This is a genomic window from Microbacterium sp. NPDC064978 (assembly GCF_044543605.1).
Taxonomy (GTDB): domain Bacteria; phylum Actinomycetota; class Actinomycetes; order Actinomycetales; family Microbacteriaceae; genus Microbacterium; species Microbacterium meiriae.
Genome location: NZ_JBITWF010000001.1, coordinates 1,146,981 through 1,170,782, shown reverse-complemented (window position 1 = coordinate 1,170,782; position 23,802 = coordinate 1,146,981). Strand labels below are relative to the sequence as shown.

Annotated in this window: 16 protein-coding genes; 12 read left to right on the top strand and 4 right to left on the bottom strand. The window is 70.4% G+C overall.

Annotation, left to right across the window (positions count from 1 at the left end):
* Window positions 1-8 precede the first annotated feature (8 nt).
* From ACIGJI_RS05805 to ACIGJI_RS05790, 4 genes are all read left to right on the top strand, one after another.
* Window positions 9-4,583: an ExeM/NucH family extracellular endonuclease gene (locus ACIGJI_RS05805; protein ID WP_396667015.1), complete on the top strand. Its 4,575-nt coding sequence runs from the start codon at window positions 9-11 to the stop codon at window positions 4,581-4,583.
* A gap of 103 nt (window positions 4,584-4,686) precedes the next feature.
* Window positions 4,687-5,199: a DUF3817 domain-containing protein gene (locus tag ACIGJI_RS05800; RefSeq protein WP_060922041.1), complete on the top strand. Its 513-nt coding sequence runs from the start codon at window positions 4,687-4,689 to the stop codon at window positions 5,197-5,199.
* Window positions 5,196-6,782 carry a glutamine-hydrolyzing GMP synthase gene (gene guaA / locus ACIGJI_RS05795; protein ID WP_136052711.1) on the top strand — a complete coding sequence of 529 codons (1,587 nt, stop codon included), beginning with the start codon at window positions 5,196-5,198 and terminating at the stop codon, window positions 6,780-6,782. The genes ACIGJI_RS05800 and guaA overlap by 4 nt, the downstream gene beginning before the upstream one ends.
* An 8-nt stretch (window positions 6,783-6,790) precedes the next feature.
* Window positions 6,791-8,179: a glycosyltransferase gene (locus ACIGJI_RS05790; protein WP_363445564.1), complete on the top strand. Its 1,389-nt coding sequence runs from the start codon at window positions 6,791-6,793 to the stop codon at window positions 8,177-8,179.
* Between the two features lie 56 nt (window positions 8,180-8,235).
* On the opposite strand, the gene ACIGJI_RS05785 is transcribed toward ACIGJI_RS05790, so the two are convergent.
* The gene (locus tag ACIGJI_RS05785) at window positions 8,236-10,332 is read right to left on the bottom strand and encodes a family 10 glycosylhydrolase (protein ID WP_363445566.1); all 2,097 of its coding nucleotides are present in this window, start codon (window positions 10,330-10,332) and stop codon (window positions 8,236-8,238) included.
* Window positions 10,333-10,515: 183 nt separating this feature from the next.
* On the opposite strand from ACIGJI_RS05785, the gene ACIGJI_RS05780 reads away from it, so the two are divergent.
* Both ACIGJI_RS05780 and ACIGJI_RS05775 read left to right on the top strand, forming a co-directional pair.
* Window positions 10,516-10,944: a YciI family protein gene (locus tag ACIGJI_RS05780; RefSeq protein WP_268777181.1), complete on the top strand. Its 429-nt coding sequence runs from the start codon at window positions 10,516-10,518 to the stop codon at window positions 10,942-10,944.
* Window positions 10,945-10,957: 13 nt separating this feature from the next.
* Window positions 10,958-12,253, top strand: coding sequence for a DUF6596 domain-containing protein (locus ACIGJI_RS05775; RefSeq protein ID WP_363445568.1), 1,296 nt, complete (start codon window positions 10,958-10,960; stop codon window positions 12,251-12,253).
* A 97-nt stretch (window positions 12,254-12,350) separates the two neighbouring features.
* On the opposite strand, the gene ACIGJI_RS05770 is transcribed toward ACIGJI_RS05775, so the two are convergent.
* Entirely contained in the window at window positions 12,351-12,623 is a 273-nt protein-coding gene (locus ACIGJI_RS05770; protein ID WP_187663444.1) for a GlsB/YeaQ/YmgE family stress response membrane protein, read from the bottom strand.
* 159 nt (window positions 12,624-12,782) lie between these two features.
* Window positions 12,783-13,703: a Bax inhibitor-1/YccA family protein gene (locus ACIGJI_RS05765; RefSeq protein WP_259954258.1), complete on the bottom strand. Its 921-nt coding sequence runs from the start codon at window positions 13,701-13,703 to the stop codon at window positions 12,783-12,785.
* A gap of 91 nt (window positions 13,704-13,794) precedes the next feature.
* Here ACIGJI_RS05765 and ACIGJI_RS05760 point away from each other — a divergent pair, with 91 nt between their 5' ends.
* On the top strand, window positions 13,795-14,781 hold the full coding sequence (locus ACIGJI_RS05760; RefSeq protein ID WP_396667014.1) for a glycerophosphodiester phosphodiesterase family protein: 987 nt from the start codon (window positions 13,795-13,797) through the stop codon (window positions 14,779-14,781).
* A gap of 9 nt (window positions 14,782-14,790) precedes the next feature.
* On the opposite strand, the gene ACIGJI_RS05755 is transcribed toward ACIGJI_RS05760, so the two are convergent.
* Window positions 14,791-15,189: a YccF domain-containing protein gene (locus tag ACIGJI_RS05755; RefSeq protein ID WP_363445570.1), complete on the bottom strand. Its 399-nt coding sequence runs from the start codon at window positions 15,187-15,189 to the stop codon at window positions 14,791-14,793.
* Between the two features lie 89 nt (window positions 15,190-15,278).
* Here ACIGJI_RS05755 and ACIGJI_RS05750 point away from each other — a divergent pair, with 89 nt between their 5' ends.
* The 5 genes from ACIGJI_RS05750 to ACIGJI_RS05730 all read left to right on the top strand — a co-directional run bounded on the left by ACIGJI_RS05750 (window position 15,279) and on the right by ACIGJI_RS05730 (window position 23,660).
* A complete protein-coding gene (locus ACIGJI_RS05750) occupies window positions 15,279-16,265 on the top strand; it encodes an ABC transporter ATP-binding protein (protein ID WP_363445572.1) in 987 nt (328 codons plus the stop codon).
* Entirely contained in the window at window positions 16,262-17,278 is a 1,017-nt protein-coding gene (locus tag ACIGJI_RS05745) for an ABC transporter permease (RefSeq protein ID WP_187663448.1), read from the top strand. The genes ACIGJI_RS05750 and ACIGJI_RS05745 overlap by 4 nt, the downstream gene beginning before the upstream one ends.
* A gap of 133 nt (window positions 17,279-17,411) precedes the next feature.
* A complete protein-coding gene (locus ACIGJI_RS05740) occupies window positions 17,412-20,537 on the top strand; it encodes a lamin tail domain-containing protein (RefSeq protein ID WP_366244441.1) in 3,126 nt (1,041 codons plus the stop codon).
* Window positions 20,538-20,621: 84 nt separating this feature from the next.
* Entirely contained in the window at window positions 20,622-23,075 is a 2,454-nt protein-coding gene (locus ACIGJI_RS05735) for a UvrD-helicase domain-containing protein (protein ID WP_363445576.1), read from the top strand.
* A gap of 420 nt (window positions 23,076-23,495) precedes the next feature.
* Window positions 23,496-23,660, top strand: a complete 165-nt coding sequence (locus ACIGJI_RS05730; protein WP_363445578.1) for a hypothetical protein — start codon at window positions 23,496-23,498, stop codon at window positions 23,658-23,660.
* Window positions 23,661-23,802 lie beyond the last annotated feature (142 nt).

Below are 23,802 nucleotides of genomic sequence, written 5' to 3'. Positions count from 1 at the left end.
GAGGGCGCGTGGGCGCTCTCGCCGCGACGTGCGTCGCCGCCCTGAGCCTCGGCTCGCTGGTGGCCGCGCCCGCATCGGCGAACACCGAGGGCACCGGGGTGGTGATCAACGAGGCCTATCTGTCCGGCGGCAGCGCCGGGGCGGCGTTCACGAACAAGTTCGTGGAGCTCTACAACCCGACGGCGGCGCCCGTCACGCTCGACGGCATGTCCCTGCAGTACCGCTCCGCGGCCGGGACCGGCGCCTTCAACGGCGTCGCACCGCTGAAGGGGACAATCCCGGCGGGCGGCTACTTCCTCGTGCAGGCGAACAGCAACGGCACCAACGGCGCCGCGCTGCCCACTCCCGACGCCACCACGACGCTGAGCCCGAGCGGCACCAACGGCACCCTGGCGCTCGTCGAGGGCACCGCGGCGGTGACCCTCACTCCCGGCTCGACCGTCGGCGTGGACGGGGTGATCGACCTCCTCGGCTACGGCACCTCGAACACCTTCGAGACGGCGGCGGCCACCGCCCCCACCAGCAACACCGACGTCCGGTCGCTGAATCGCACGGACGGTGCGGACGCGGACGACAACAAGGCCGACTTCGCACTGTCGGCGACCATCACCCCGCAGAACGCCGGCGGCACGGATCCCGGCACCGACCCGGGCGAGGAGCCGGGGACGGAGCCGAAGGCCGCCACCATCGCGGAGGTCCAGGGCACCGGCGACGTCTCGCCGCTCGCCGGACAGCGCGTCCGCGTCGAGGGCGTCGTCACGGCGGACCACCGGACCGGCGGCTACAAGGGCATCGTGATCCAGACGCAGGGCTCGGGCGGCGAGACCGACGCGACCCCGGGCGCCTCGGACGGCGTGTTCGTGTTCCTGAACGCGCTCGCGCCCACGCTCGAGATCGGCGACCTCGTCTCGGTGACCGGCACGGTGAGCGAGTACTACGGTCAGACCCAGATCGCCCCTGCCGCGGTCGCGGACGTCTCGGTGGTCACGGCCGGCGTGGGCGTGCCCGCGCTCACGCCGCTGCCCGACACCGTACGCGGTGCCGACCGCGAGCAGTACGAGAACATGTACGTCGCCCCGACCGGCACGTACCGGCTCGCGTCGAGCCACCAGCTCTACAACTACGGGGCGCTGTGGCTGAACGCCGGCGACGACCTCAACGTCAAGAGCACCGAGACCACGCGTCCCGGGGCCGACGCGGCCGCCATCGCGGCCGAGAACCGCGCCAACCGCATCCTGCTCGACGACGCCTGGTCCATCCAGGTGACCAACAACGGCCACCCGGGCCAGCAGCCGTACTTCACGGAGGACACGGTGGTCCGCAACGGCGACACCGTCGACTTCGGGTCCAACGGCTACGTGCTCCAGTGGGGCTTCGACGACTGGCGTCTGCAGCCGGTGGTCCCGATCGACGACGCCTCCCCCGCGGAGCGCAAGGTCACCTTCGAGGCGACGAACCCGCGCCCCGCGGAGGCCCCGGAGGTGGGCGGTGATGCGCAGGTGGCGTCGTTCAACGTCTACAACTACTTCACGACGCTGAAGAGCGAGAACGCCGATGCCCGCGGCGCGGCGAACGCGGCCCAGTTCGCGATCCAGAAGTCCAAGATCGTCTCGGCCATCAACGGCCTCGACGCGGAGATCGTGGCGCTGATGGAGATCGAGAACTCGGTCAAGCTGGGCAAGCCCGTCGACACCGCCCTGAAGGACCTCGTCGCCGGCCTCAACGCCGACGCGGGCTCCGACGTGTGGGACTACGTGCGCACGCCCGAGGCTCTGCAGGACCCGGCGACCACGGACTACATCACCAACGCGATCATCTTCAAGAAGGACGCCGTGAGCACGGTGGGCGACAGCGCCACCGTCACCGACGAGTCCGTGTGGGGCAACGCCCGCGAGCCGATCGCCCAGGCGTTCGACATCGACGGCCGGGTCGTCACCGTCGTCGCCAACCACCTGAAGTCGAAGTCCCCGCCGCAGGGCGCCGGGGCCGAGCCCGCCGACGGTCAGGGCTTCTTCAACGCCGACCGGGTGAAGCAGGCGCAGGCCGTCCTCGACTTCACCGACGAGCTGGCCGAGAGCAGCGGCAGCAGCGACATGCTGCTGATCGGCGACTTCAACGCCTACGGGCAGGAAGACCCGATCGACGTCTTCACCTCGCAGGGGTGGAGCGACGTCGCCGCCGACAAGGCCGCAGGTCAGTACACCTACACGTTCGACGGCGAGCTCGGCTCGCTCGACCACGTGATCGCCTCGCCCTCGCTCGTCCCGTCGATCACGGGCGCCGGTGTGTGGGGAATCAACTCCCCCGAGTGGAGCGACCGCGGCTATGCGTTCGGCGCCGCCGAGGAGGGCACCCCCTACCGGTCCAGCGATCACGACCCGATCCTCGTCGGCGTCTCCTCGGAGATCCCGCCGGTGAGCATCGACGTGGTGACGGTGAACGACTTCCACGGCCGTATCGAGGCGGACGGGGCGGCGGCGGGAGCTGCCGTGCTCGCCGGCGCGGTGCAGCAGTTCCGTGCGGCGAACCCGAACACGATCTTCGCCGGAGCCGGCGACCTGATCGGGGCGTCGACGTTCACATCGTTCATCAACGACGACAACCCCACGATCGACGCGCTCAACGCCGCCGGGCTGGACGTGAGCGCGGCGGGCAACCACGAGTTCGACCAGGGCTGGGAAGACCTGCGCGACCGGGTGCAGGAGCGCGCGGACTGGGAGTACATCTCCTCGAACGTCTTCCTCACCGAGACCGGTGAGCCCGCGTTGGCCCCGGCCTGGGTCAAGGAGCTCGACGGCGTGCGCGTCGGATTCGTGGGCGCCGTCACGGAAGACCTCGACTCGCTCGTCTCGCCCGAGGGCATCGCTGATCTCGAGGTGCGCAGCATCGTCGACTCCGTGAACGCCGTGGCCGACGACCTGCGCGACGGGGACCCCGCCAACGGCGAGGCGGACGTGGTGATCCTGCTCGTGCACGAAGGCGCGGAGAGCACCGCGCTGTCCGCGATCACCGAGGACTCGCCGCTGGGCGAGATCGTCTACGGGGTCGACAACGACGTGGACGCGATCGTCTCGGCGCACACGCACCTCGCCTACAACCACGTCATCGATGGCCGGCCGGTCGTCTCGGCGGGGCAGTACGGCGAGAACCTCGGCCTCATGAACATCCAGGTCGACCCGAAGACGAAGGAGCTGCTCTCGATCACCAACGAGATCAAGCCCCTCACGGCTGCGGGCAAGCCGCTGTACCCGGCGGTGCCGGAGGTGCAGGCGATCGTCGACAAGGCGAAGGCGGAGGCGGACGTGCTGGGCGCCGTGAAGGTCGGCGACATCACCGCCGACTTCAACCGTGCGCGGCAGACCAACGGCTCGGAGAACCGCGGTGGCGAGTCCACCATCGGCAACTTCGTCGCCGACGTGCAGAAGTGGTCCACGGGTGCGGACATCGCTCTCATGAACCCGGGCGGCATCCGTGCCAACCTGACCTACGCGTCGAGCAACGCCGACGATCCGAACGGCAACGTCACCTACCGGGAGGCGGCGACCGTCCAGCCGTTCGCCAACACGCTGGTCACGCTGACCCTCACCGGCACGCAGCTGAAGGGCGTGCTGGAGGAGCAGTGGCAGCCGGCCGGATCGGCGCGACCGTTCCTCAAGCTCGGCGTCTCCGAGGGGCTGGTCTACACCTACGACCCGACGGCGGCCGCGGGTTCGCGGATCACCTCGATCACGCTGAACGGCACTGCGATCGACCCGAACGGGGAGTACACGGTGGCGGCGAACTCCTTCCTCGCTGCGGGCGGCGACAACTTCGCCACCTTCAAGGAGGGCGCGGGCAAGCGGGACACCGGCAAGATCGACCTGCAGTCCATGGTCGACTGGTTCGACGCGAACAAGACGGCCTCGCCCGACCTCGCCCAGCGTGCGGTCGGCGTGACGGTCAGCCCGGCGGACGCCGACGGCTACCGCGCGGGCGACCAGGTGACCGTCTCCCTCTCCTCGCTGGCCTTCAGCGGGGGCGAGGCGGCTCCGGGAGCCGTCACCCTGTCGCTCGGTGACACGCAGCTCGCGGCCGGCACGGTCGACCCGACCATCGTGGACACCACGGACGAGGGCGGGCGCGCCACCCTCACCTTCACGGTGCCGTCCGGGGTGTTCGGCGAGCAGCAGCTCACGATCGAGGTCCCGGCGACGGGCACCACGGTGCAGGTGCCGTTCACGATCGCCGGCGAGGAGGAGTTCGCGGGGACCATCGCGCTCGGCTCCTCGAAGGTGGCCGCGGGCAAGAAGCTCGCGATCACCGGCGAGGGCTACCAGCCCGGCGAGACCGTGACGGTGGAGCTCCGCCCGAAGAAGGGCCAGGGCGTCGAGGTCGGCACGGTGCAGGTCCGCCAGGACGGCACGTTCAGCACCTCGGTGACAGTGCCGAAGAACGCCCAGCCCGGGAAGTACACCGTCGCGGTGGCGCAGGCGGACGGGGACGAGGCTACGGCCACCGTGACCGTCAACCGGGCCGGCGGTATCGGCGGGATCATCAAGGACATCGTCGACTGGCTGTGGGACCTCCTGACCGGATGGTTCTGACGCCGATCGGCGGATGACGTGGCGGAGGCCGTCGGGGCGACCCGGCGGCCTCCGTCGTTTCCGCGGGGTCGGGGTGGCGCGCCCCGCCGACTAGACTGGGGGCATGCCCGAACCGAAAGTCGCCAGCTTTCCGGCGATCCGCGGTGCGCTGAAGTTCTACCAGATCGCGTCGATCATCACGGGAGTCATGCTGCTCCTGCTGCTCGCCGAGATGGTGCTGAAGTACACGCCGATCCACCTCGAGCTCTTCGCCGGAGGGTCGGGCGGCCCGCTCTGGTTCGCCGGCGTCATCGCCGGACCGGACTGCCAGTGGTGGTCGCTGTTCGCGCCGTGGACGAACTCCTGCGAGATGACCTCCCTCGGGGACGGCTTCAACATCTCGCTGTTCATCCTCGTCGCCCACGGCTGGTTCTACGTCGTCTACCTCTTCGCGTGCTTCCGCATGTGGAGTCTGATGCGCTGGCGGTTCCCGCGGTTCATCCTGCTCGCGCTCGGCGGCGTCGTGCCGCTGCTGTCGTTCTTCATGGAGGCGGTCGTCGCCCGTGAAGTCAAGACCTACCTCGCCACCAGGGAGGCCGCCGAGGCCTCCGCGATCGCCCCGGAAGGTGTCCGTTGACCGAACAGTCCGAGACCCAGCAGCGCCCCGCGCTCGTCGTCGACTTCGGCGCCCAGTACGCGCAGCTCATCGCCCGCCGCGTGCGCGAGGCCGGGGTCTACAGCGAGATCGTGCCGCACACCGCCACCGCGGAGGAGATCGCCGCGAAGAACCCCGTCGCCATCATCCTCTCCGGTGGTCCGTCGTCGGTGTACGAGGAGGGTGCGCCGAAGCTCGACCCGTCGGTCTTCGACCTCGGCGTCCCCACGCTCGGCATCTGCTACGGGTTCCAGTACATGGCCCAGACCCTCGGCGGCGAGGTCGCGCACACCGGCCTCCGCGAGTACGGCGCGACCGATGCCGTCATCTCCGGTGACGGGGGCACGCTGCTCAGCGGGCAGCCGACCGAGCAGAACGTGTGGATGAGTCATGGCGACCAGGTCGCGAAGGCCCCGGAGGGCTTCGAGGTGCTCGCGACGACGGAGGCCACGAAGGTCGCCGCCTTCGCGAACGAGGAGCGCGGTTTCTACGGCGTGCAGTGGCACCCCGAGGTCAAGCACTCCGACCACGGTCAGCGTGTGCTCGAGAACTTCCTCCACAAGGGTGCCGGCCTGGCATCCGACTGGAACCCCGACAACGTGATCGCCGAGCAGGTCGAGCGCATCCGCGAGCAGGTCGGCGACGCCCGGGTCATCTCGGCGCTGTCCGGCGGCGTGGACTCCGCCGTGTCGACCGCCCTCGTGCACAAGGCCATCGGCGACCAGCTCACCGCGGTCTTCGTCGACCACGGCCTCCTCCGCAAGGGCGAGCGCGAGCAGGTCGAGAAGGACTACGTCGAGTCCACCGGCGTGCGGCTCATCACGGTCGACGCCGCCGAGACCTTCCTCGGTCACCTCCAGGGCGTGACCGACCCGGAGGAGAAGCGCAAGATCATCGGGCGCGAGTTCATCCGGGCGTTCGAGAAGGTGCAGCTCGACCTCGTCGAGGAGGCGAAGGCCGACGGCGGCGCCCCGGTGAAGTTCCTCGTGCAGGGCACGCTCTACCCGGACGTCGTGGAGTCGGGTGGCGGTGCGGGCACCGCCAACATCAAGTCGCACCACAACGTGGGCGGGCTGCCGGACGACCTCGACTTCGAGCTCATCGAGCCGCTGCGGGCCCTCTTCAAGGACGAGGTCCGCGCGATCGGTCGCGAGCTCGGCATCCCCGAGGCGATCGTCGGCCGCCAGCCGTTTCCGGGGCCCGGCCTCGGCATCCGGATCATCGGTGAGGTCACCGCTGACCGTCTCGAGATTCTGCGTGAGGCCGACGCCATCGCCCGCGAGGAGCTGACCAAGGCCGGCCTCGATCAGGAGATCTGGCAGTGCCCCGTCGTGCTCCTCGCCGACGTGCGCTCGGTGGGCGTGCAGGGGGACGGCCGCACCTACGGGCACCCGATCGTGCTGCGTCCGGTCTCCAGCGAAGACGCGATGACGGCCGACTGGACGCGCCTGCCGTACGACGTGCTGTCGAAGATCTCGAACCGGATCACGAACGGCGTCCGTGACGTCAACCGCGTCGTGCTCGACGTCACGTCGAAGCCGCCGGGGACGATCGAGTGGGAGTAGGGGGCACGATGCCCCCGGTCTCGGCGCCCGCCCTCCCGGACGCCGAGTACCTGGTGCTGTCCAGCCGCCTGATCCCGGGGCTGGACGGCGGGTACACGATCGCCACGCTCGCGCGCGCCCGGCTGTTGGCCGCCGCAGGGGCGGGGGAGGGCGCGGGTCCGCAGCTGCTGACCTTCGACCCGGGGACGGCGGCCGAGCACGCCGAGCACCGTCGCGTGTTCACCGAGCGCGGTGCGCTCACCGCCCGCGATCGCCTGCGGAACCTCTTCGACGAGGCCGTCGCGCCGGAGGGCGGAGCCGCCTCCTGGCTGCGAGACGCGGCCGACGCTGCGGTGACGGCCGACCCCGACGTGGAGTACCGGGTGCTCGCGGACCCCGAGGGGCGCCCCTTCGCGGCGCTCCCGGTGATCCCGGGCAACCCCGACTGGCATCTGACGGATGAACCGGTGCTGGTGTACGACGGCGCCGGCGGGGTCGTCGGTGCGCTGCACGGTTTCCGCGGACTCTACGGTGCCTGGCTCGGGCACGTCACCGCGGCGGTGGGGGACCGTCCGATCGTCGTGATCTGCGAGTCCCGCCAGCTCGGTGAGCTGATCGCCGATTGGGTCGACCCCCGCGTCCGCATCCTGCACCCCATCCACACCATGCACGTGGAGGCGCCCTACACGCCCGACGCGACCGTCAACACGCTCTGGACGCGCTGGTTCCGGCTGGCCGACCGCTTCGACGCGGTCATCTGGCCGACGGCCACGCAGCGCGACGACGTCGTGGCGCGGTTCGGTGAGGCCGCCAACCATGTCGTGGTGCCGAACCCCATCGCGCCGGTCGAGCGCCGTGACGACCTGCGCGAGGAGGGCCTCGTGGTCGTGCTGGGGCGGCTCGCGGCCGGCAAGCGCATCGACCATTCCATCCGTGCCTTCATCGAGGCGGACGTGCCGGGCTCCCGGATGGAGATCTGGGGCACGGGAGCAGAGCAGGAGCGGCTGGCGGCACTGATCGCCGAGCTCGACGCCGCGGACCGCGTGCGTCTCTGCGGCTACACCGCGGATCCGGCCACCGTTCTCGATCGGGCATCCGTGCTCGTCACCTCCACGGCGTTCGAAGGGCAGCCGCTGGGCATCGTCGAGGCCCTCCTGCACGGCACGCCCGTGGTGTCCTACGACGTGCGGTACGGCATCCGCGATGTTCTCGGTGCGGGCGGCGGGGTCCTCGTCCCCGCGGGCGACGTGGAGGCGCTGGGGGAGGCGCTCCGGGAGCTGCTGACCGACCAGGACCGTCTGGCGGCGCTGCGTGCCGAGGCGCCGGCCGTGGCGGCGGCGTGGAGTCCGGAGCGCTCGATGGAGGCGCTGGCCACGACCATCGCCGCCGTCGTGCGGGCTCCGTCCCGGCGCCGCTGAACGCGACCGTCGCGACCGCCGGGAGGTCGCGAGCGGCCCCCCGGCGGTCGATGGCGTCATCGCGTGCGGCGCCTGTGTGCGGCCACGACCGTGGTGACGGCGCCGGCGGCCAGTAGCAGGCCGCCCAGCAGCAGAGCGACGATGGGGGCGTCGCCACCCGTCGCCGCGAGATCACCGCGCTCGCCACGCGTGGCCCCGCTCCCGGGTGCTGTGACGCCGTCCTCACCCGCAGCGCCCGGGTTCGACGGGCTGCCGGGGTCCGTCGGTCCGGTCGGATCCGTCGGAGTCCCCGGATCGGTCGGGTCCACCGGCTCGTCCACGGCGACAGCCACCGGTGCACTCTCGACGGCGGCGGCATCCAGCGCGGTCACCACCCAGGTCTCCGTCGCAGCGCGCGCGGCGGTGGGGGCATCGTCGGCGGGGAGGGGGAAGCGGAACGACGCCGCGCCGCCTGCCCAGACCGTGTCCACCAGCGCGCCCGGCGTGGCGACGATCTGCGCCGGATCACCGGTTCCGCGATAGATCGCATACTGGCGGGCCTCCTGCGCGTCCCCGGCTTGCCAGCGGAGCTCGCCGTCGATGACCTCGGGGGCCGCCGGGGTGGCCACCTGTCCGTCCGAGAGCCAGGGCTTGGCCGGAACGAGCGTGGGGTGGGCGAAGGCCTCGCCCTCGAGGAGCTCGATCGCGGTGTTCTTGGCCTGGTGTTTGGGCTGCTGATCGGCGGGGAGAGAGCTCAGATCGCTGGGCTTCATGTCGTTGTAGCTGAACAGGACGCTGCCCTCGATGCCGTCGAGCTTCTGGTTGTACCGGATCTGGTTCGGCACCTCCTCCGGGTTCATCCAGGCCTGCTCCCAGCCGCCGTTGTTCACGTGCTTGTAGAGCGCGTGCCCCACGTACACCTGGGTGCGGCTGCCGGCGGCCACGTCGCTCCACCACTGCGCGAGCTCCCCGTAGGGGGCGGCGGCCTGATCGAAGCTCCAGTAGATCTGCGGCACGATGTAGTCGATCAGCTCGTTCTGCACCCACCCGCGGGTGTCGGCGAAGACCGCCTGGCTGTACGTCTGCGACGAGCTGGTCGGCGTGTGGGATCCGGCCGGGTCCAGCGCCTCGTGCTCCCAGATCCCGAACGGGCTGATGCCGAGCTGCACGGCGGTGCCGCGGGCCGCGTTGCCGGCATCGATCGCGTCGCCGACGAGGGTGATGAGACCCGTGATGTTGTCGCGCCGCCACGCCTCGATGCCGTCCACGGTGTCGGGGTAGCCCGCCGTGAGGCCGAACTCCTCGAAGGTCGCGCGGTCCTCGCCCTGCGCGCCGAAGAACACGTTCTGGCCGTCGACGGTGATCCGGTACGGGTAGAAGTAGTCGTCGAAGTGGATGGCGTCGACGTCGTAGTTCTCCGTGATCTCGGCGACGGTGGCCGCGACATACGCGGGGACCTCGGGCTGGCCCGGGTCCAGGAACAGCTTCTCCTCGAACGACAGCACCCAGTCGGGGTGCTGCACAGCGAAGTTGTCGTCGGCGAGGATGCCGGCGTCGTTGAGCGCCGCGATGTACTGCGGGATCGAGAGCGCCTTCACCTCGTCCGCGGTGAGCCCGAGTGCGGTGAGGATCGCGGGAGACGTCATCTTGGTGTTGGTCACACGGTAGGGGTTCAGCCAGGCGTGGAACTCCATGCCGCGCGCGTGCGTGGCCTCCACCATGCGCTGCAGCGGGTCGTACCCGGGATCGGCGCCCTGGGTGCCGGTGAGGAACTCGGACCACGGGTTGAGCGCCGACGGGTAGTAGGCGTCCAGCAGCGGACGCACCTGGAAGATCACGGCGTTCATGTTCCAGGAGGCGAAGTCGTCGAGCACCGTCGCGTAGCGGGCGTCGAAGTCCGCCGCATCCGTGGGCTTGCCGAAGTTCAGGTTGCCGATCGTGCCGACCCAGGCGCTGGAGAAGCGGCGGTTCTCCGGCGTCAGCGTCGTGGGGATGGCGACCTGCTCTCCGGATCCCGGATAGGTGTACACGGGCTCCGTGCTGTAGCCATAGGCGCCGGAGGTGTCCTTGACGTACCGGGTCAACGGCTCCTCGTCGGGGGCCGCTCCGGCGGTGGTGGGGAGCGCCAGCAGGAGCAGGGCGGCAGCGGCGGTGGCCGCGATGGGTCTCTTCATCGAGTCTCGTCCGATCTGGAAAACAATTTCCATTGAAAGGGTGTGAACTGAAACTCTATGCCTTCAGTGCGTCCTCGAGAAGTCAACGAAAGAAGTCCCACCCCGATGTCGATCTCCGCTGTTCCCGTTCGACGTCTGTGATGAGAGGGTCGAGGAACGGCCCTTCGGAACAAGGAGAACATCATGAAGTTCATGCTCATCATGCGCGCGACCGACGACGCGGTGGCGGCCTACCAGGAGATGCCCTTCGAGCAGGTCATCGAGGCCATGGGCCGATACAACGAGTCGATGATGAAGGCGGGCGTCCTCGTCGCCGGCGAGGGCCTGACCGACGCGGCGGAGGGCTTCGTCGTCGACTTCAGCGCCGAGAAGCCGCTCCTCACGGACGGCCCCTACGGGGAGACGAAGGAGCTCTTCAACGGCTTCTGGATCATCGAGGTCTCTTCGCGCGAGGAGGCCGCGGAGTGGGCGAGCCGGGCGCCGCTGGGGCCGGGGTCGTTCCTCGAGGTGCGCCGGGTGACCGGCCCCGAGGACTTCCCCGCCGACAACGAGTGGATCGAGAAGGAGGCGGGCTGGCGGGAGGAGCAGGCTCGCCGTACCGAGCAGGCGTGAGGCCGCTCCGCTGATGGACGGCTCCTCGGACCCGGGGGCCACCTCGGCCGCCTCTGCGCAGGAGGCGGCCGAGCGGGCTGTCGCAGCGGTGTGGCGCATCGAGTCCGCGCGCATCGTCGGCACGCTGACGCGGATGGTCGGCGACTTCGGCCTGGCGGAGGATCTGGCGCAGGAGGCCCTGGTCGCCGCGCTGCGGCAATGGCCCGTCGAAGGGGTCCCGCTCAACGCCGCGGCGTGGCTCACGGCCGTGGCGAAGCGGAAGGCGGTGGACGGGTGGCGCCGCCGCGAGCGGCTGGACGATCGTCTCGCTCTGATCGCGCACGAGCTCGAACAGGAGCAGGCGCAGGTGCCGGACCTGCCGTGGGATCCGGACGCGGTGGACGACGACGTGCTGCGCCTCCTCTTCATCGCGTGCCACCCGGTGCTCTCGCGGGAGGCGCAGGTCGCCCTGACGTTGCGGGTCGTCGGCGGTCTGTCGACCGGGGAGATCGCCCGCGCCTTCCTCATTCCCACAGCCACGGTGCAGCAGCGGATCGTGCGCGCGAAGAAGACGCTGGCGGCCGCGCACGCGCCGTTCGAGGTGCCACCGCGGGACGAGCATCCGGCGCGGCTCGGTGCGGTCCTCGGGGTGCTCTACCTCATCTTCAACGAGGCGCACGCAGCCAGCAGCGGTCCGGAGTGGATGCGGCCGGAGCTGAGCGACGAGGCCATCCGGCTCGCCAGGGTGCTCGCCGCGCTGCAGCCTCGGGAGCCGGAGGTGCACGGTCTGCTCGCGCTCCTGGAGCTCACGGCCGCCCGCTTCCCGGCGCGTACCGACCGGAACGGGGACCCGGTGCTGCTCGCCGATCAGGACCGCGGACGCTGGGACCGCAGCCGGATCGCGCGGGGGAGAGCGGCTCTGGCGACGGCGGACGGACTCGGCCGCGGTCGCGGGGCGTACGGTCTGCAGGCAGCCATCGCCGAGTGCCATGCCGTCGCGCCGTCCGTGGAGGAGACGGACTGGGATCGCATCGTCGTGCTCTACGAGGCGCTGGGCCGGCTCACCCCGTCTCCGGTGGTGGAGCTGAACCGCGCGGCCGCCGTGGCCATGGCGACCGGGCCCGCCTCCGCCCTGCGGCTGCTCGATGAGCTGAGCGCGTCCGGGGTGCTGCGCGGATACCATCTCCTCCCGGCCACGCGCGGCGAGCTGCTGCGTCGGCTCGGCAGGGAGAGTGAGGCGCGCAGCGAGTTCGCGGTGGCCGCAGGGCTGGCCGGCAACGACCGCGAACGCCGACTCCTGGAGCGCAAGGCACGTGGAGCCGAGGGCTGACCGGCAGCGGCACGAAAAAGACCCGCCCCTCACGGATGCTCTCGCAGCCGTGAGGGACGGGCGTGGGTGACGCGGAGCGCGTCGAGTGGGGTCTGCGTCAGTCGTTGACCCGCTGGCTGCGGCCCGCGATGAGGCCGTAGATCAGCAGCACGATGATCGAACCGCCGATGGCCAGGAGCCAGGTGCCGAGGTCCCAGAACTCCGTGAGCGGACGGTTGAGGATCAGGCTGCCGAGCCAGCCGCCGAGCAGGGCGCCGACGACGCCGAGCAGCAGGGTGATGAACCATCCGCCGCCCTGCTTGCCGGGCAGGATCAGCTTCGCGATGGCTCCGGCGATGAGGCCGAGAAGAAGAAAGCCGAGAAAACTCATGGTCAGCTCCTTGGGTCAGGAGCCCCGGGGTGCCGGGGCTTCGTGGTATCCACTGTGGCGGGTCGCCGGACCGCGTGCCAACCCCTTGCGCGCACCGTCCCGGATATGGCAAAGGCCCGCCTCCGCAGGGAGACGGGCCTTTCGTGGTGCCGTATCGCGTCAGTTGTTGCCGCGGGCGATCGCGATGATCCGCAGGATCTCGACGTAGAGCCAGACGACCGTGACCATGATGCCGAAGCCGCCGAGCCAGCCGTACTTGCGGGGAGCGCCGTTGCGCACGCCCTGCTGGATCTGGTCGAAGTCGAGCACCAGCGAGTACGCCGCCATGATCACGACGAGGACGCCGATGATGAGGCCGAGCGGGATGCCCATGACCTTCATGCTCAGGAGACCGAAGGCGTTGTCGTTGATCCCGGTCCACATGAGGACGAGGTTCAGGAGCGAGAAGACCAGGTAGCCGATCATCGCGATCATGAAGATCTTGGTCGCCTTCTTCGAGGCGCGGATCTTGCCGCTGGCGAAGAGGGCGAGGGTCACGCCGACGACCGAGACGGTCGCGAGCGTCGCCTGGAAGACGATGCCGGGCCAGCGGACCTCGAAGAACGCCGAGATGCCGCCGATGAAGAGGCCCTCGAAGGCCGCGTAGGCGAAGATCAGCGCGGGGCGGACCTTCTTGCGCGAGGTGAAGGTGATGACCATCGCCAGCACGAAGCCGCCGAGCGCCCCGAGAGCCCAGGGCAGCACGTTGACGGCGGCGGGGTTGTACGGGTCGTAGCGCGGCACGTCGAGGCCGCCGAGCGTCAGCACCCAGCCGACGGCGGCGGTCACGAGGAGGATGCCGAACAGGCCGGCGGTCTTCCACACGGTGTCCTCGACGGACATCCGGTCGGTCTCGAGGGCGCCGGCCGCGGGGGCGGCGTACATGCCCTCGAGCTGCGCGTTGGCGGCGGCATCCATCGCACCGTGCTGGAGCGACGCGGCCTGTGCGCCCTGCGCACCCTGGGGGGCACCCGGGTAGGTCGCGACGTTGCGCGGGTCCTGCTGCTGGAAAGCAGGATTGTTGAAGGCGAAGTTGCTCATCAGGTGGGCCTCACTCCAAAGGGGGGTCGTAGGTCGCTTTCCTCCACGATACCCGGGCGGCGACACTCCCGGGGTGCCTTACGCTGTGAGCGTGCTCAGCAAATCCCCGCTCGTCATCGGGCATCGCGGCGCTCCCGGCTACCGCCCCGAGCACACCCGCTCGTCCTACGAGCTCGCCCTCGCGATGGGGGTCGACGCCGTCGAGCCGGATGTGGTCGCCACCAAGGACGGCGTGCTTGTCGTGCGGCACGAGAACGAGATCTCCGGCACCACCGACGTCGCCGATCACCCGGAGTTCGCCGACCGCCGGACGACGAGGCGCGTGGACGGCGCCGCGCTGACCGGCTGGTTCACCGAGGACTTCACCTGGGAGGAACTGTCCACGCTGCGGTGCCGGGAGCGGCTGCCGAAGATCCGGTCGTCCAGCGCCTCCTTCGACGGCGCGGAGCCGATCCTGCGTCTGCGCGACGTGCTCGACCTGGTGCGGGCGGCCGCGGCCGCTCAGGGGCGGGAGATCGGCGTCGTGCTCGAGGTCAAACACGCCACCCACTTCGCGAGCATCGGGCTCGACCTCGCGCCCCTCATCGCGCAGGAGCTGCGGGATGCGCGGTGGGCGGCGGGGGAGCTGCCGCTCATCGTGGAGAGCTTCGAATCGACCGTGCTCCGACAGCTCCGTGCCGAGGGCGTCGCCGCGAGCTTCGTCTACCTCATCGAGGCGGCGGGACAGCCGTACGATCTCCTCGTCGCGGAGGGAGCAACCGCCCTGAGTTACCCGGAGACGGTGGTGCCCGAGAACCTCGACCGTCTGGTCGGGCGGGTCGACGGGATCAGCGTCGACAAGAAGATGCTCCTCGTGCCGGGGACGACGCTGGTGGCCGACGCCCATGCCCGCGGTCTGACCGTCTTCACCTGGACCTGTCGGCCGGAGAACACCTTCCTCGCGGCGCCGCACCGCGGACCGGGAGGCAAGAGCGCGTTCGGGGACTACGAGGCCGAGTGGGCCGTGATCGCGCGGCAGGGCGTGGACGGCGTCTTCGTCGACCACCCCGACCTCGGCGTCGCCGTCTTCCGCGCCTGACCCACGGCGCTAGAGCGTGCGGTCGAACGCGCCCTGACGGGTGGAGACGATCTCCTTGCCGAGTGGCATGAGCGAGACCGGGACCATCTTGAAGTCGGCGATGCCCATCGGGATGCCGATGATGGTGATGCACAGCGCCAGTCCCGACACGATGTGACCGAGCGCGAGCCACCATCCCGCGAGGATGACCCAGAGCACGTTCCCGAGGAACGAACCCACGCCGGCCGTCGGCTTGCTGACGACCTCGCGGCCGAAGGGCCAGATGGCGTAGGCGCCGATTCGGAACGACGCGATGGCCCACGGGATCGTGATGATCGGGATGCACAGCAGCAGGCCGGCCAGCACGTAGCCGAGGAAGAGCGCCCAGCCCGCGAGGATGACCCAGATGATGTTGAGGATCGTGCGCATACTGCGATTGTGTCACCCGCGGGGCGGCGCGGCTGGGCATCAGCCCGGAGGTCCCCGGCGCTCGCGCCCGGCGATGCCAGACTGACCGCATGACCGGAATAGTGGTGGACGACGTCAGTAGAGCGTTCGGGGACGTGCAGGCCGTGCGAGGGGCCACGCTGCGCGCAGAGGCGGGAAGGGTGACGGGCCTGGTGGGCCCGAATGGGGCGGGCAAGACGACCCTGCTCCTGATGCTCGCCTCGCTGCTCGCCCCCGACAGCGGCTCGATCCGCATCGGCGGCATCGACCCCGAGGCCGACCCGCTCGCCGCCCGTCGGGTGCTGGGGTGGATGCCGGATGCCCTCGGCGCCTGGCCCTCCCTCACCGCCCGCGAGACGATCGTGACCACGGCCCGGCTCTACGGGATCGACCGCGCGGACGCGGAGCGGCGGGCGCAGCACCTCCTCGGCCTGGTCGGTCTCGGGGAGCTCGCGGATTCGGCGGCGAAGGTGCTCTCCCGCGGGCAGAAGCAGAAGCTCGGCCTCGCCCGCGCCCTGGTCCACGACCCGCAGGTGCTGCTCCTCGACGAGCCGGCCTCCGGCCTCGACCCCGAGGCCCGCGTGCAGCTGCGGGTGCTGCTGCGCCGCTTCGCGGCCGAAGGACGCACGGTCCTCATCTCCAGCCACGTGCTGTCCGAGCTGGAAGAGGTCGTCGACGACGCCGTCTTCCTCGTCGGCGGGGCCGTCGTGGATGCCGCTCCGGCGCAGAGCGCGGTCCGCGCCTGGCGGGTACGGCTCGCCGGCGCGACCCCCGCCCGCCTGAACGCGGATACCTGGCAGGTCGCGTCGACCCTCGGGCTGGCTCCCGAGTCCCTCGTCGTGGACCGCGGCGCCGTCCTCGTCGGCTTCCCCGGGGAAGACGCCGCCGCCCAGTCGCTGCGTCTCCTCGTGGAGGCGGGGCTGCCGGTCGCGGAGTTCGCACCCGCGCAGAGCGACCTGGAGCACACCTTCCTCGCGCTCCGGAACCCGCAGCCGCCCGCGGCGACGACCCCACCCCCGCCGCCTGCGGCACCCCACGGAACGGAGGCGGGAGCATGAGCCTCGCGAACATCGTCGTCATCGCGCGCCTCGAACTGACCCAGCGGCTGCGGAGCGTCGGCTGGTACGTGCTCCTCGGCGTCTTCGCGCTGGTGCTCCTCGGCGTCACCGGCTTGTCGTTCGCCGTGTACTCCTGGGGGGAGGACGTCGGGGCCGGCGTGTCGTCCATCGTCGTCAACGTGGTCCTGCTGCTCGTCGTGCTCGTCTCGCCGACGCTCAGCGGCAACGCCATCAACGGCGACCGGGAGGCGGCCACGCTCGCGCCGATCCAGGTCACCGCGGCGTCGACCGGCGACATCATGCTGGGAAAGCTCCTCGCGGCGATCGCGACGGGCGGCGCGTTCCTGCTGGTGGCCGTTCCGTTCCTCGCGGCGTCGCTGCTGGCGGGTGGAACCGATCCGATCGTGCTGTTCGTGGCGCTGCTCGTCCTCGCCGCCGAGATCATCATCGTCGCCGCGATCGGCGTGGGGCTGAGCGGCCTCATCGCCCGGCCGCTGTTCTCCGTCGCGTCCACCTACCTCGTGGTGTCGGCGCTCGTCATCGGCACGATCATCGTCTTCGCACTCGGCGGCCTTGCCGTGCGCAGCGAGGCGACCACCTACAGCCGCCCCTACGACAGCAACGGCAACGTGGACTGCGAGAGCTGGGACAGCTACACGTACGAGGCGCCGCGGTTCGACCTCGTGTGGTGGGCGCTCGCCGCCAACCCGTTCGTCGTGCTCGCCGACGCGACCCCCACCGAGTTCAACACGAGCGGGTACCCGGTCGATCTGTACGGGCAGATCAAGTTCGGTGTCCGCAGCGCGCAGCTCTCGCCGCTGGAGCAGCGATGGGACGACTGCGATCCGGAGAGCGGTTCCCAGACGGCTGAGCAGGTGATCGACGAGACCGTGCCCAGCTGGTTCGTGGGGCTCGGGGTGCAGGTCGTGCTCGCCGGGGCGCTGTTCGCGGGAGCGTGGGCACGGACGCGGACGCCGGCGCGACGGCTGCCGCCCGGCACGCGCATCGCCTGACCGGCAGGGCCGAGGAAGACGCCACCGACCGTTCACCGGCCGTCCACCGACGGGTCGACGGACGGCCATGCGGCAGCGGTGGTCTGGACGGGTACCCGTCTGCGCTCAGTCGAGCCATCTTCCAGGAGCCCCCATGCCCCGACTGCACTCCGTGGCGGCAGTCACGGCGGCGTGCGCGCTGAGCGCCGCCGCCCTGATCGCCGCCCCCGTCGCCGCCTCCGGTGCCATCCCTCCCGGCGAGCCCGCGCCGACCGCCGAAGCAGGGCTCGTCCTCAACGAGATCGTCTACGACGACGCGGCGACCGGGCTCGCCGACCAGATCGAGATCTACAACGCGGGCTCGGCGAGCGTCGACCTGACCGGCTGGCGGGTCTCGGACGAGAAGCGCGACAGCTTCGGCGCGGCACCGGCCGGGACGGTGCTCGCGCCGGGCGCGTTCCTCGTCCTGGTGAAGGACGTGGACTTCGCCTTCGGGCTGGGCAAGGGGGACGAGGTCGTCCTCCACGACCCGGAGGGGGTCGAGGTCGATTCCTACGCCTACGCGAACACCGCGCCGCTGGCGGTCTGGGCGCGCTGCCCCGACGGGACGGGCGACTGGGCGCATGCCACGGCGGCGACACCGGGCGCGCCCAACGACTGCCAGGTCGCGTCGGTCGCGGGCTCGATCCGCATCAACGAGGTCGACTCGCAGCCGGCCGACTGGGTCGAGTTCCACAACCCGGGGACGGAGGCGCTCGATGTCTCCGGGTACGAGATCCGCGACAACTCCGATGACCACCGGTGGCGCTTCCTGCCGGGCACCACGATCGAACCAGAAGCGTTTCTCGTCGTCGATGAGGGCACGATCGGGCTCGTCGACGGCGTGGAGGCGGCGTTCCGCGACCCGATCGGCATCGGCAGCGCCGACCGCATCCGCCTCTTCGACACCGCGGGCACGCTCGTCGACGATACGCAGCCCTGGGAGGGACACGCCGCCATCGACGGGGACTTCGCCGCCGCCACGCTCGCGCGCTGCCCGGACGGTACCGGCGCTTTCGTGCTCGCGCACGCGACCCCGGGAGCGGTGAACTCCTGCGTCCTCCCTGATGTCGCGATCAACGAGATCGAGTCCAACGGGGACGCGACCGACTGGGTCGAGGTCGTGAACACCGGCAGCACCACGGTCGACCTGTCCGGCTGGACCGTCATGGACGGCGATCCGGTCGGACACGCCTCGGAGACGACGCCGCTGCCGGCGGGGACGCTGCTGCCTCCGGGCGGATACCGGGTCTTCGATCAGCCCGCCGACTTCGTCTTCGGGCTGGGCAACGGCGACACCGTGACGCTGCGGGACGCGAACGGACTCATGATCGACGAGCACGTCTACTCCGCGCACGCCGACGGCGTCTGGGCACGCTGCGCCGACGGGACGGGCGCGTTCGTCGACGCGCCGGCAGCGACGAAGGGCCAGCGCAACGCCTGCGGGAACCCGGTGCGGATCAACGAGGTCGAGTCGGACGGCGGCGCGCCGGACGACTGGATCGAGCTCGTCAACCCGACCGGCGCCTCGCTCGAGATCGGTGGCGTCGTCGTGAAGGACGACGACGACGCCCACGCCTACACCGTTCCCGTCGGCACGACGATCCCAGCCGGAGGCTTCTTCGTCATCGAGCGTTCGGCCCTCGGCTTCGGGCTGGGCGCGGGCGACGCCGTCCGCCTCTTCGACGGTGAGCTGCTCATCGACGAGACCGCCTGGGGCGAGGGCCACGCGGCGACCTCCTGGGGCCGCTGCCCTGACACCACGGGAGCCTTCGCGGCGACCGCGACGCCGACGAAGGGCGCGCCGAACGTGTGCGCGGGCGAGGTCACCGTCGGCACCTGGCCGGGGTCGGCCGAAGTGCGGGTGCTCGACGACGTGCCGACGTTCCTCGAGGACAGCTCCGGCCTCGACGTGCAGGAGACCGCGGACGGGGCATTCCTCTGGGCCGTGGATAACGGCGAGGGGCGCATCTGGAAGCTCGAGGCCCACGCGGACGGCTCGGTGGAGAAGGCCGCGGGCTGGGACGAGGGCAAGCGTGTGCGCTTCGCCAAGGACACCGGGAACCCGGGCGCCGCAGGGCCGGACACCGAAGGCATCACGGTCGACGGGAGGGGCCTGGTCTACGTGGCGTCCGAGCGCGACAACAGCGCCAAGGGTGTGAACCAGAACGTGCTGCTGCAGGTCGATCCGGACGCGGCGGCCGGCGATCTCGTGGCGCAGCGGGAATGGGATCTCACGGCGATGCTCCCGGCGGTCGGCGCGAACCTCGGCATCGAGGCCGTGCAGTGGGTGCCGGACAGTGCGCTGAACGGAAAGCTCTTCGACGACACCACCGGGACCGCCTACGACCCGGCCGTGCATCCGGGACACGGCGACGGCCTCTTCTTCGTCGCGGTGGAGGACAACGGGCACGTCTACGCCTTCGCGCTCGCCGCGGACGGCACGGCCACGCTCGTCTCCGAGATCTCCCCCGGGCTCACCGGTGTCATGGCGCTCGACTGGGATGCCGTCCGCGGCACCCTGTGGGCGGTGTGCGACGACGGCTGCCAGGGCCGCTCCGCCGAGCTCACCTTGAACGGGACCGCGCGGCCCGGGATCGCTCACTACGCGCGGCCCGCCGGCATGCCCGACATCAACAACGAGGGCTTCGCGACGGCTCCCGCGTCGCTCGCGGTCGACGGACAGCGTCCGGTGTGGTGGTTCGCCGATGGCTTCGCCTCGGAGGCGCTGCGCACCGGCACGCTGCCGGGCGGCACAGGCGCCGAGAACCCCGGTGGGGAGAACCCCGGCGGCGAGAACCCTGGTGGCGAGAACCCTGGTGCGGAGAACCCGCCGCTTCCCGGCACGGAGCTCGTGGACGGCAACCGCCACGGCGTCACCGTCGATCCGGCGGTGGCCGCACCGGGGCAGCGGGTCACCGTCACGGTCGGCGCGGATGCCGCGGGAGCGCGGGCGGAGGTCTGGATGTACTCCGTCCCGGTCCGCCTGGCTGCGGGGACGCTTTCGGCGACGGGTGCCCTCACGGTCACCGTTCCGGTGGACGCGCCGCTGGGCGCGCACCGCATCGCGGTCTACGCGGCGGATGGGACGCTCCTCGGCTGGGCTGACCTGCGCGTCACCGCCGCGGGCGAGGGGCTGGCCGCGACCGGAGCGGACCTGCCGGTGGCCGCCACCGCGCTCGCGTTGATGCTCCTCACGACCGGGGTCCTCGCGCTGCGCCGTCGGAAGCGCACCGCCTGACCGGGGGAGGGGTGCGGGCGGTCGCCTGTATCCCTCCCCGACGCGGACCGCGATGTCGGTGCCGCCGCCTAGACTCGAGAGGTCATGACCGAAGCCCCTCTCATCGTCCCCGGATCCGTCGGCCCGCAGTCCTCCGGCGCCCCCGCGCAGGACGACCTCCTCGCCGGCCTCAACCCCCAGCAGCTCGAGGCCGTCACCTATCGCGGGCCCGCGCTGCTCATCGTCGCCGGCGCCGGATCGGGCAAGACGAGCGTGCTCACGCGCCGCATCGCCTCGCTCCTGCGCAGCCGGGAGGCGTGGCCGAGCCAGATCCTCGCCATCACCTTCACCAACAAGGCCGCCGGCGAGATGCGCGAGCGCGTCGAAGGGCTCATCGGGGACGCCGCGCGCGGCATGTGGATCTCCACGTTCCACTCCGCGTGCGTCCGGATCCTCCGCCGCGAGGCGCAGCAGTTCGGGTTCACGAAGAACTTCACCATCTACGATTCCGGCGACTCCCGCGCCCTCCTCAAGCGCCTGGTCAAGGAGCACGAGGCCGACGCCTACGGCCTCACCCCGGCGGCGGTCCAGGGGCGCATCTCCAAGCTCAAGAACGAGCTCTCTGACGCCGAGGCCTATGCCCGCCAGGCCAACATGAGCGACCCGGCCGAACGCGTCTTCGTCGAGGTCTTCGCCGACTACCAGCGGCAGCTCCAGAAGGCCAACGCCTTCGACTTCGACGACCTCATCGGCCAGACGGTCTACCTGTTCCGGGCGTTCCCCCAGGTCGCCGACACCTACCGCCGCCGGTTCCGCCACATCCTCGTCGACGAGTACCAGGACACCAACCACGCGCAGTACGCGCTCATCCGCGAGCTCACCCGTCCGGTGTCCGGCGTCGGCGCGACACCGGAGCCGTATGCCGCCAACGGCATGATGATCTTCGAGCCCGACCCCGAGCCGGCACCGGGCGCCGGTGAGGCCGGGGCGTCGCTGACGGTGGTCGGCGACTCGGATCAGTCGATCTACGCCTTCCGCGGCGCGGACATCCGCAACATCAGCGAGTTCGAGCGCGACTTCCCGGGGGCGAAGGTCGTCCTCCTCGAGCAGAACTACCGCTCGACGCAGAACATCCTCTCCGCCGCGAACGCCGTCATCGGCAACAACTTCGACCGCAAGGACAAGAAGCTCTGGAGCGACCGCGGCGAGGGCGACAGGATCATCGGCTTCACCGGCTACTCGCAGCACGACGAGGCCCAGTTCGTCGCCGACGAGATCGAGGCCCTGCACCGCAAGGGCATGCCGTACTCGGAGATGGCCGTCTTCTACCGCACGAACTCGCAGTCCCGCGCGCTGGAGGAGATCTTCATCCGCTCGGCCGTGCCGTACAAGATCATGGGCGGCACCAAGTTCTACGAGCGCGCCGAGATCAAGGACGCCCTGGCCTACCTCGTCGCGGTCGCCAACCCCGCCGATGAGATGGCCGTGCGCCGCATCCTCAACAAGCCGCGGCGCGGCATCGGCGACGTCACAGAGACCGCCATCGCCCGTTTCGCCGAGGAGCACGGCATCTCCTTCCGCGATGCCCTGTCGCTGCCGGGGCAGCTCGGTGTGGGCCCGAAGATCCAGGCCGCCGTCGCCCAGCTCGATGCGGTTCTCGCCGAGGCGACGGCGATCATGCTCCCGCCGACGGGGGAGGTGCCGCCGCCCGCCTCCGTGGCCGACGGGCTCAGCCTCCTGCTGTCCAAGAGCGGGTACCTCGACGCCCTGCGCGCCAGCCGCGACCCGCAGGACGAGGCCCGCGTGGAGAACCTCGACGAGTTCGTGGCCGTGACCCGCGACTTCGCGCGCAACAACCCCGAGGGCACCATCACCGACTTCCTCACCGAGGTCGCGCTGGTCTCCGATGCGGACGACCTCGACGACGAGTCCGGGTCGGTCTCGCTCATGACGATGCACACCGCCAAGGGCCTGGAGTACGACGCGGTCTTCGTGACCGGCGTCGAGGAGGACCTTATCCCGCATCGCATCTCGGCGGGAGAGCCCGGCGGACCGCAGGAGGAGCGACGCCTGTTCTACGTGGGCATCACCCGCGCCCGCAAGCGCCTGCACCTGTCTCTGGCGATGACCCGCGCGCAGTTCGGCGAGGTGACGGTCGCGATGCCCAGCCGGTTCCTGCAGGAGATCCCGGCCTCCCTCATCGACTGGCGGCAGTCGCCGGGCGACGTGAACTCCCGCGGGGGCATGCAGTCCAGGGCGCTGAACGCCCGCCGCTCCGGGGGCTCCGGCGACCGCTTCGGCGTCAAGGCCCTGCCCCGCGACTCCCTCAAGCCGCTCTCGACGGCGATGGACAAGATCCCCAACCGTGTCACCGCCAAGATGCGCGACAACGGCGACCTCGAACTCGCCGCCGGAGACCGCATCCGGCACGACGACTTCGGTGAGGGCCGGGTCGACGCCGTCACCGGTGAGGGGGCCAAGCGCATCGCCCACGTCCGGTTCGACACGGCGGGGCAGAAGAAGCTGCTCATCAAGGTCGCACCGATCCAGAAGCTCTGACGTCGCGGCGAAGGGGGCGGGCTGACCTTGCGCGTGAATACTCTCCAAGAGTTGGGTACCGCGAACCGCGGCGCGCGCATAACAGCAATATGGCCGCGCGGCGTGGATCTGGCGGAGGGTCCGAACGTGCACATAGGAGAGCGGATCTCGCATTCGTGCACCAAGATCGCCGCTGGTGCTTCGCCTGTTTTGGGATAACGCGGATGCGAGTTGATTCACCGGCCATAATTCGCTGAAAGCGAAGGTGGATCAATCCGGGCACGTTAACCTGGAATCCCTCTCACTCCCGACTTTGGGAGGGGGCCAGGTCGACTGATATCGGCCCCTCGGTCCTGACTGACCGCTTAGATTCGAAGCCAGCGGTCCCGGCCCCGCCTAGTATGACCCGAAACACGCTTTGCGGGAGTTGACTCAGGCGCTGTGGCCCTCGAGATCTACGACATAACCATTCTTGCAGCCGACGAAGGATCGGGTATTGAAGGTGGTGCCGTAGTTTATGGTTTTGGCGTTGCGGGTGAAGAAAAGGTCGGAACTGCAGCGCCAGTTGAACACGACTCTCCCCTTGCAAGTAGCGACGACCGATGACGCACTAAGTCCGCCGCCGAAGGTCGACATTGAGCTGCAACTTCCCGCTGCGTTTGCCGCGCTAGCTCCCACACCGACAAAGCTTGCGGCGAGTAGGATTGCTACCACTCCACTAGTCAAAGTTCTCTTGAGCGACACTTCA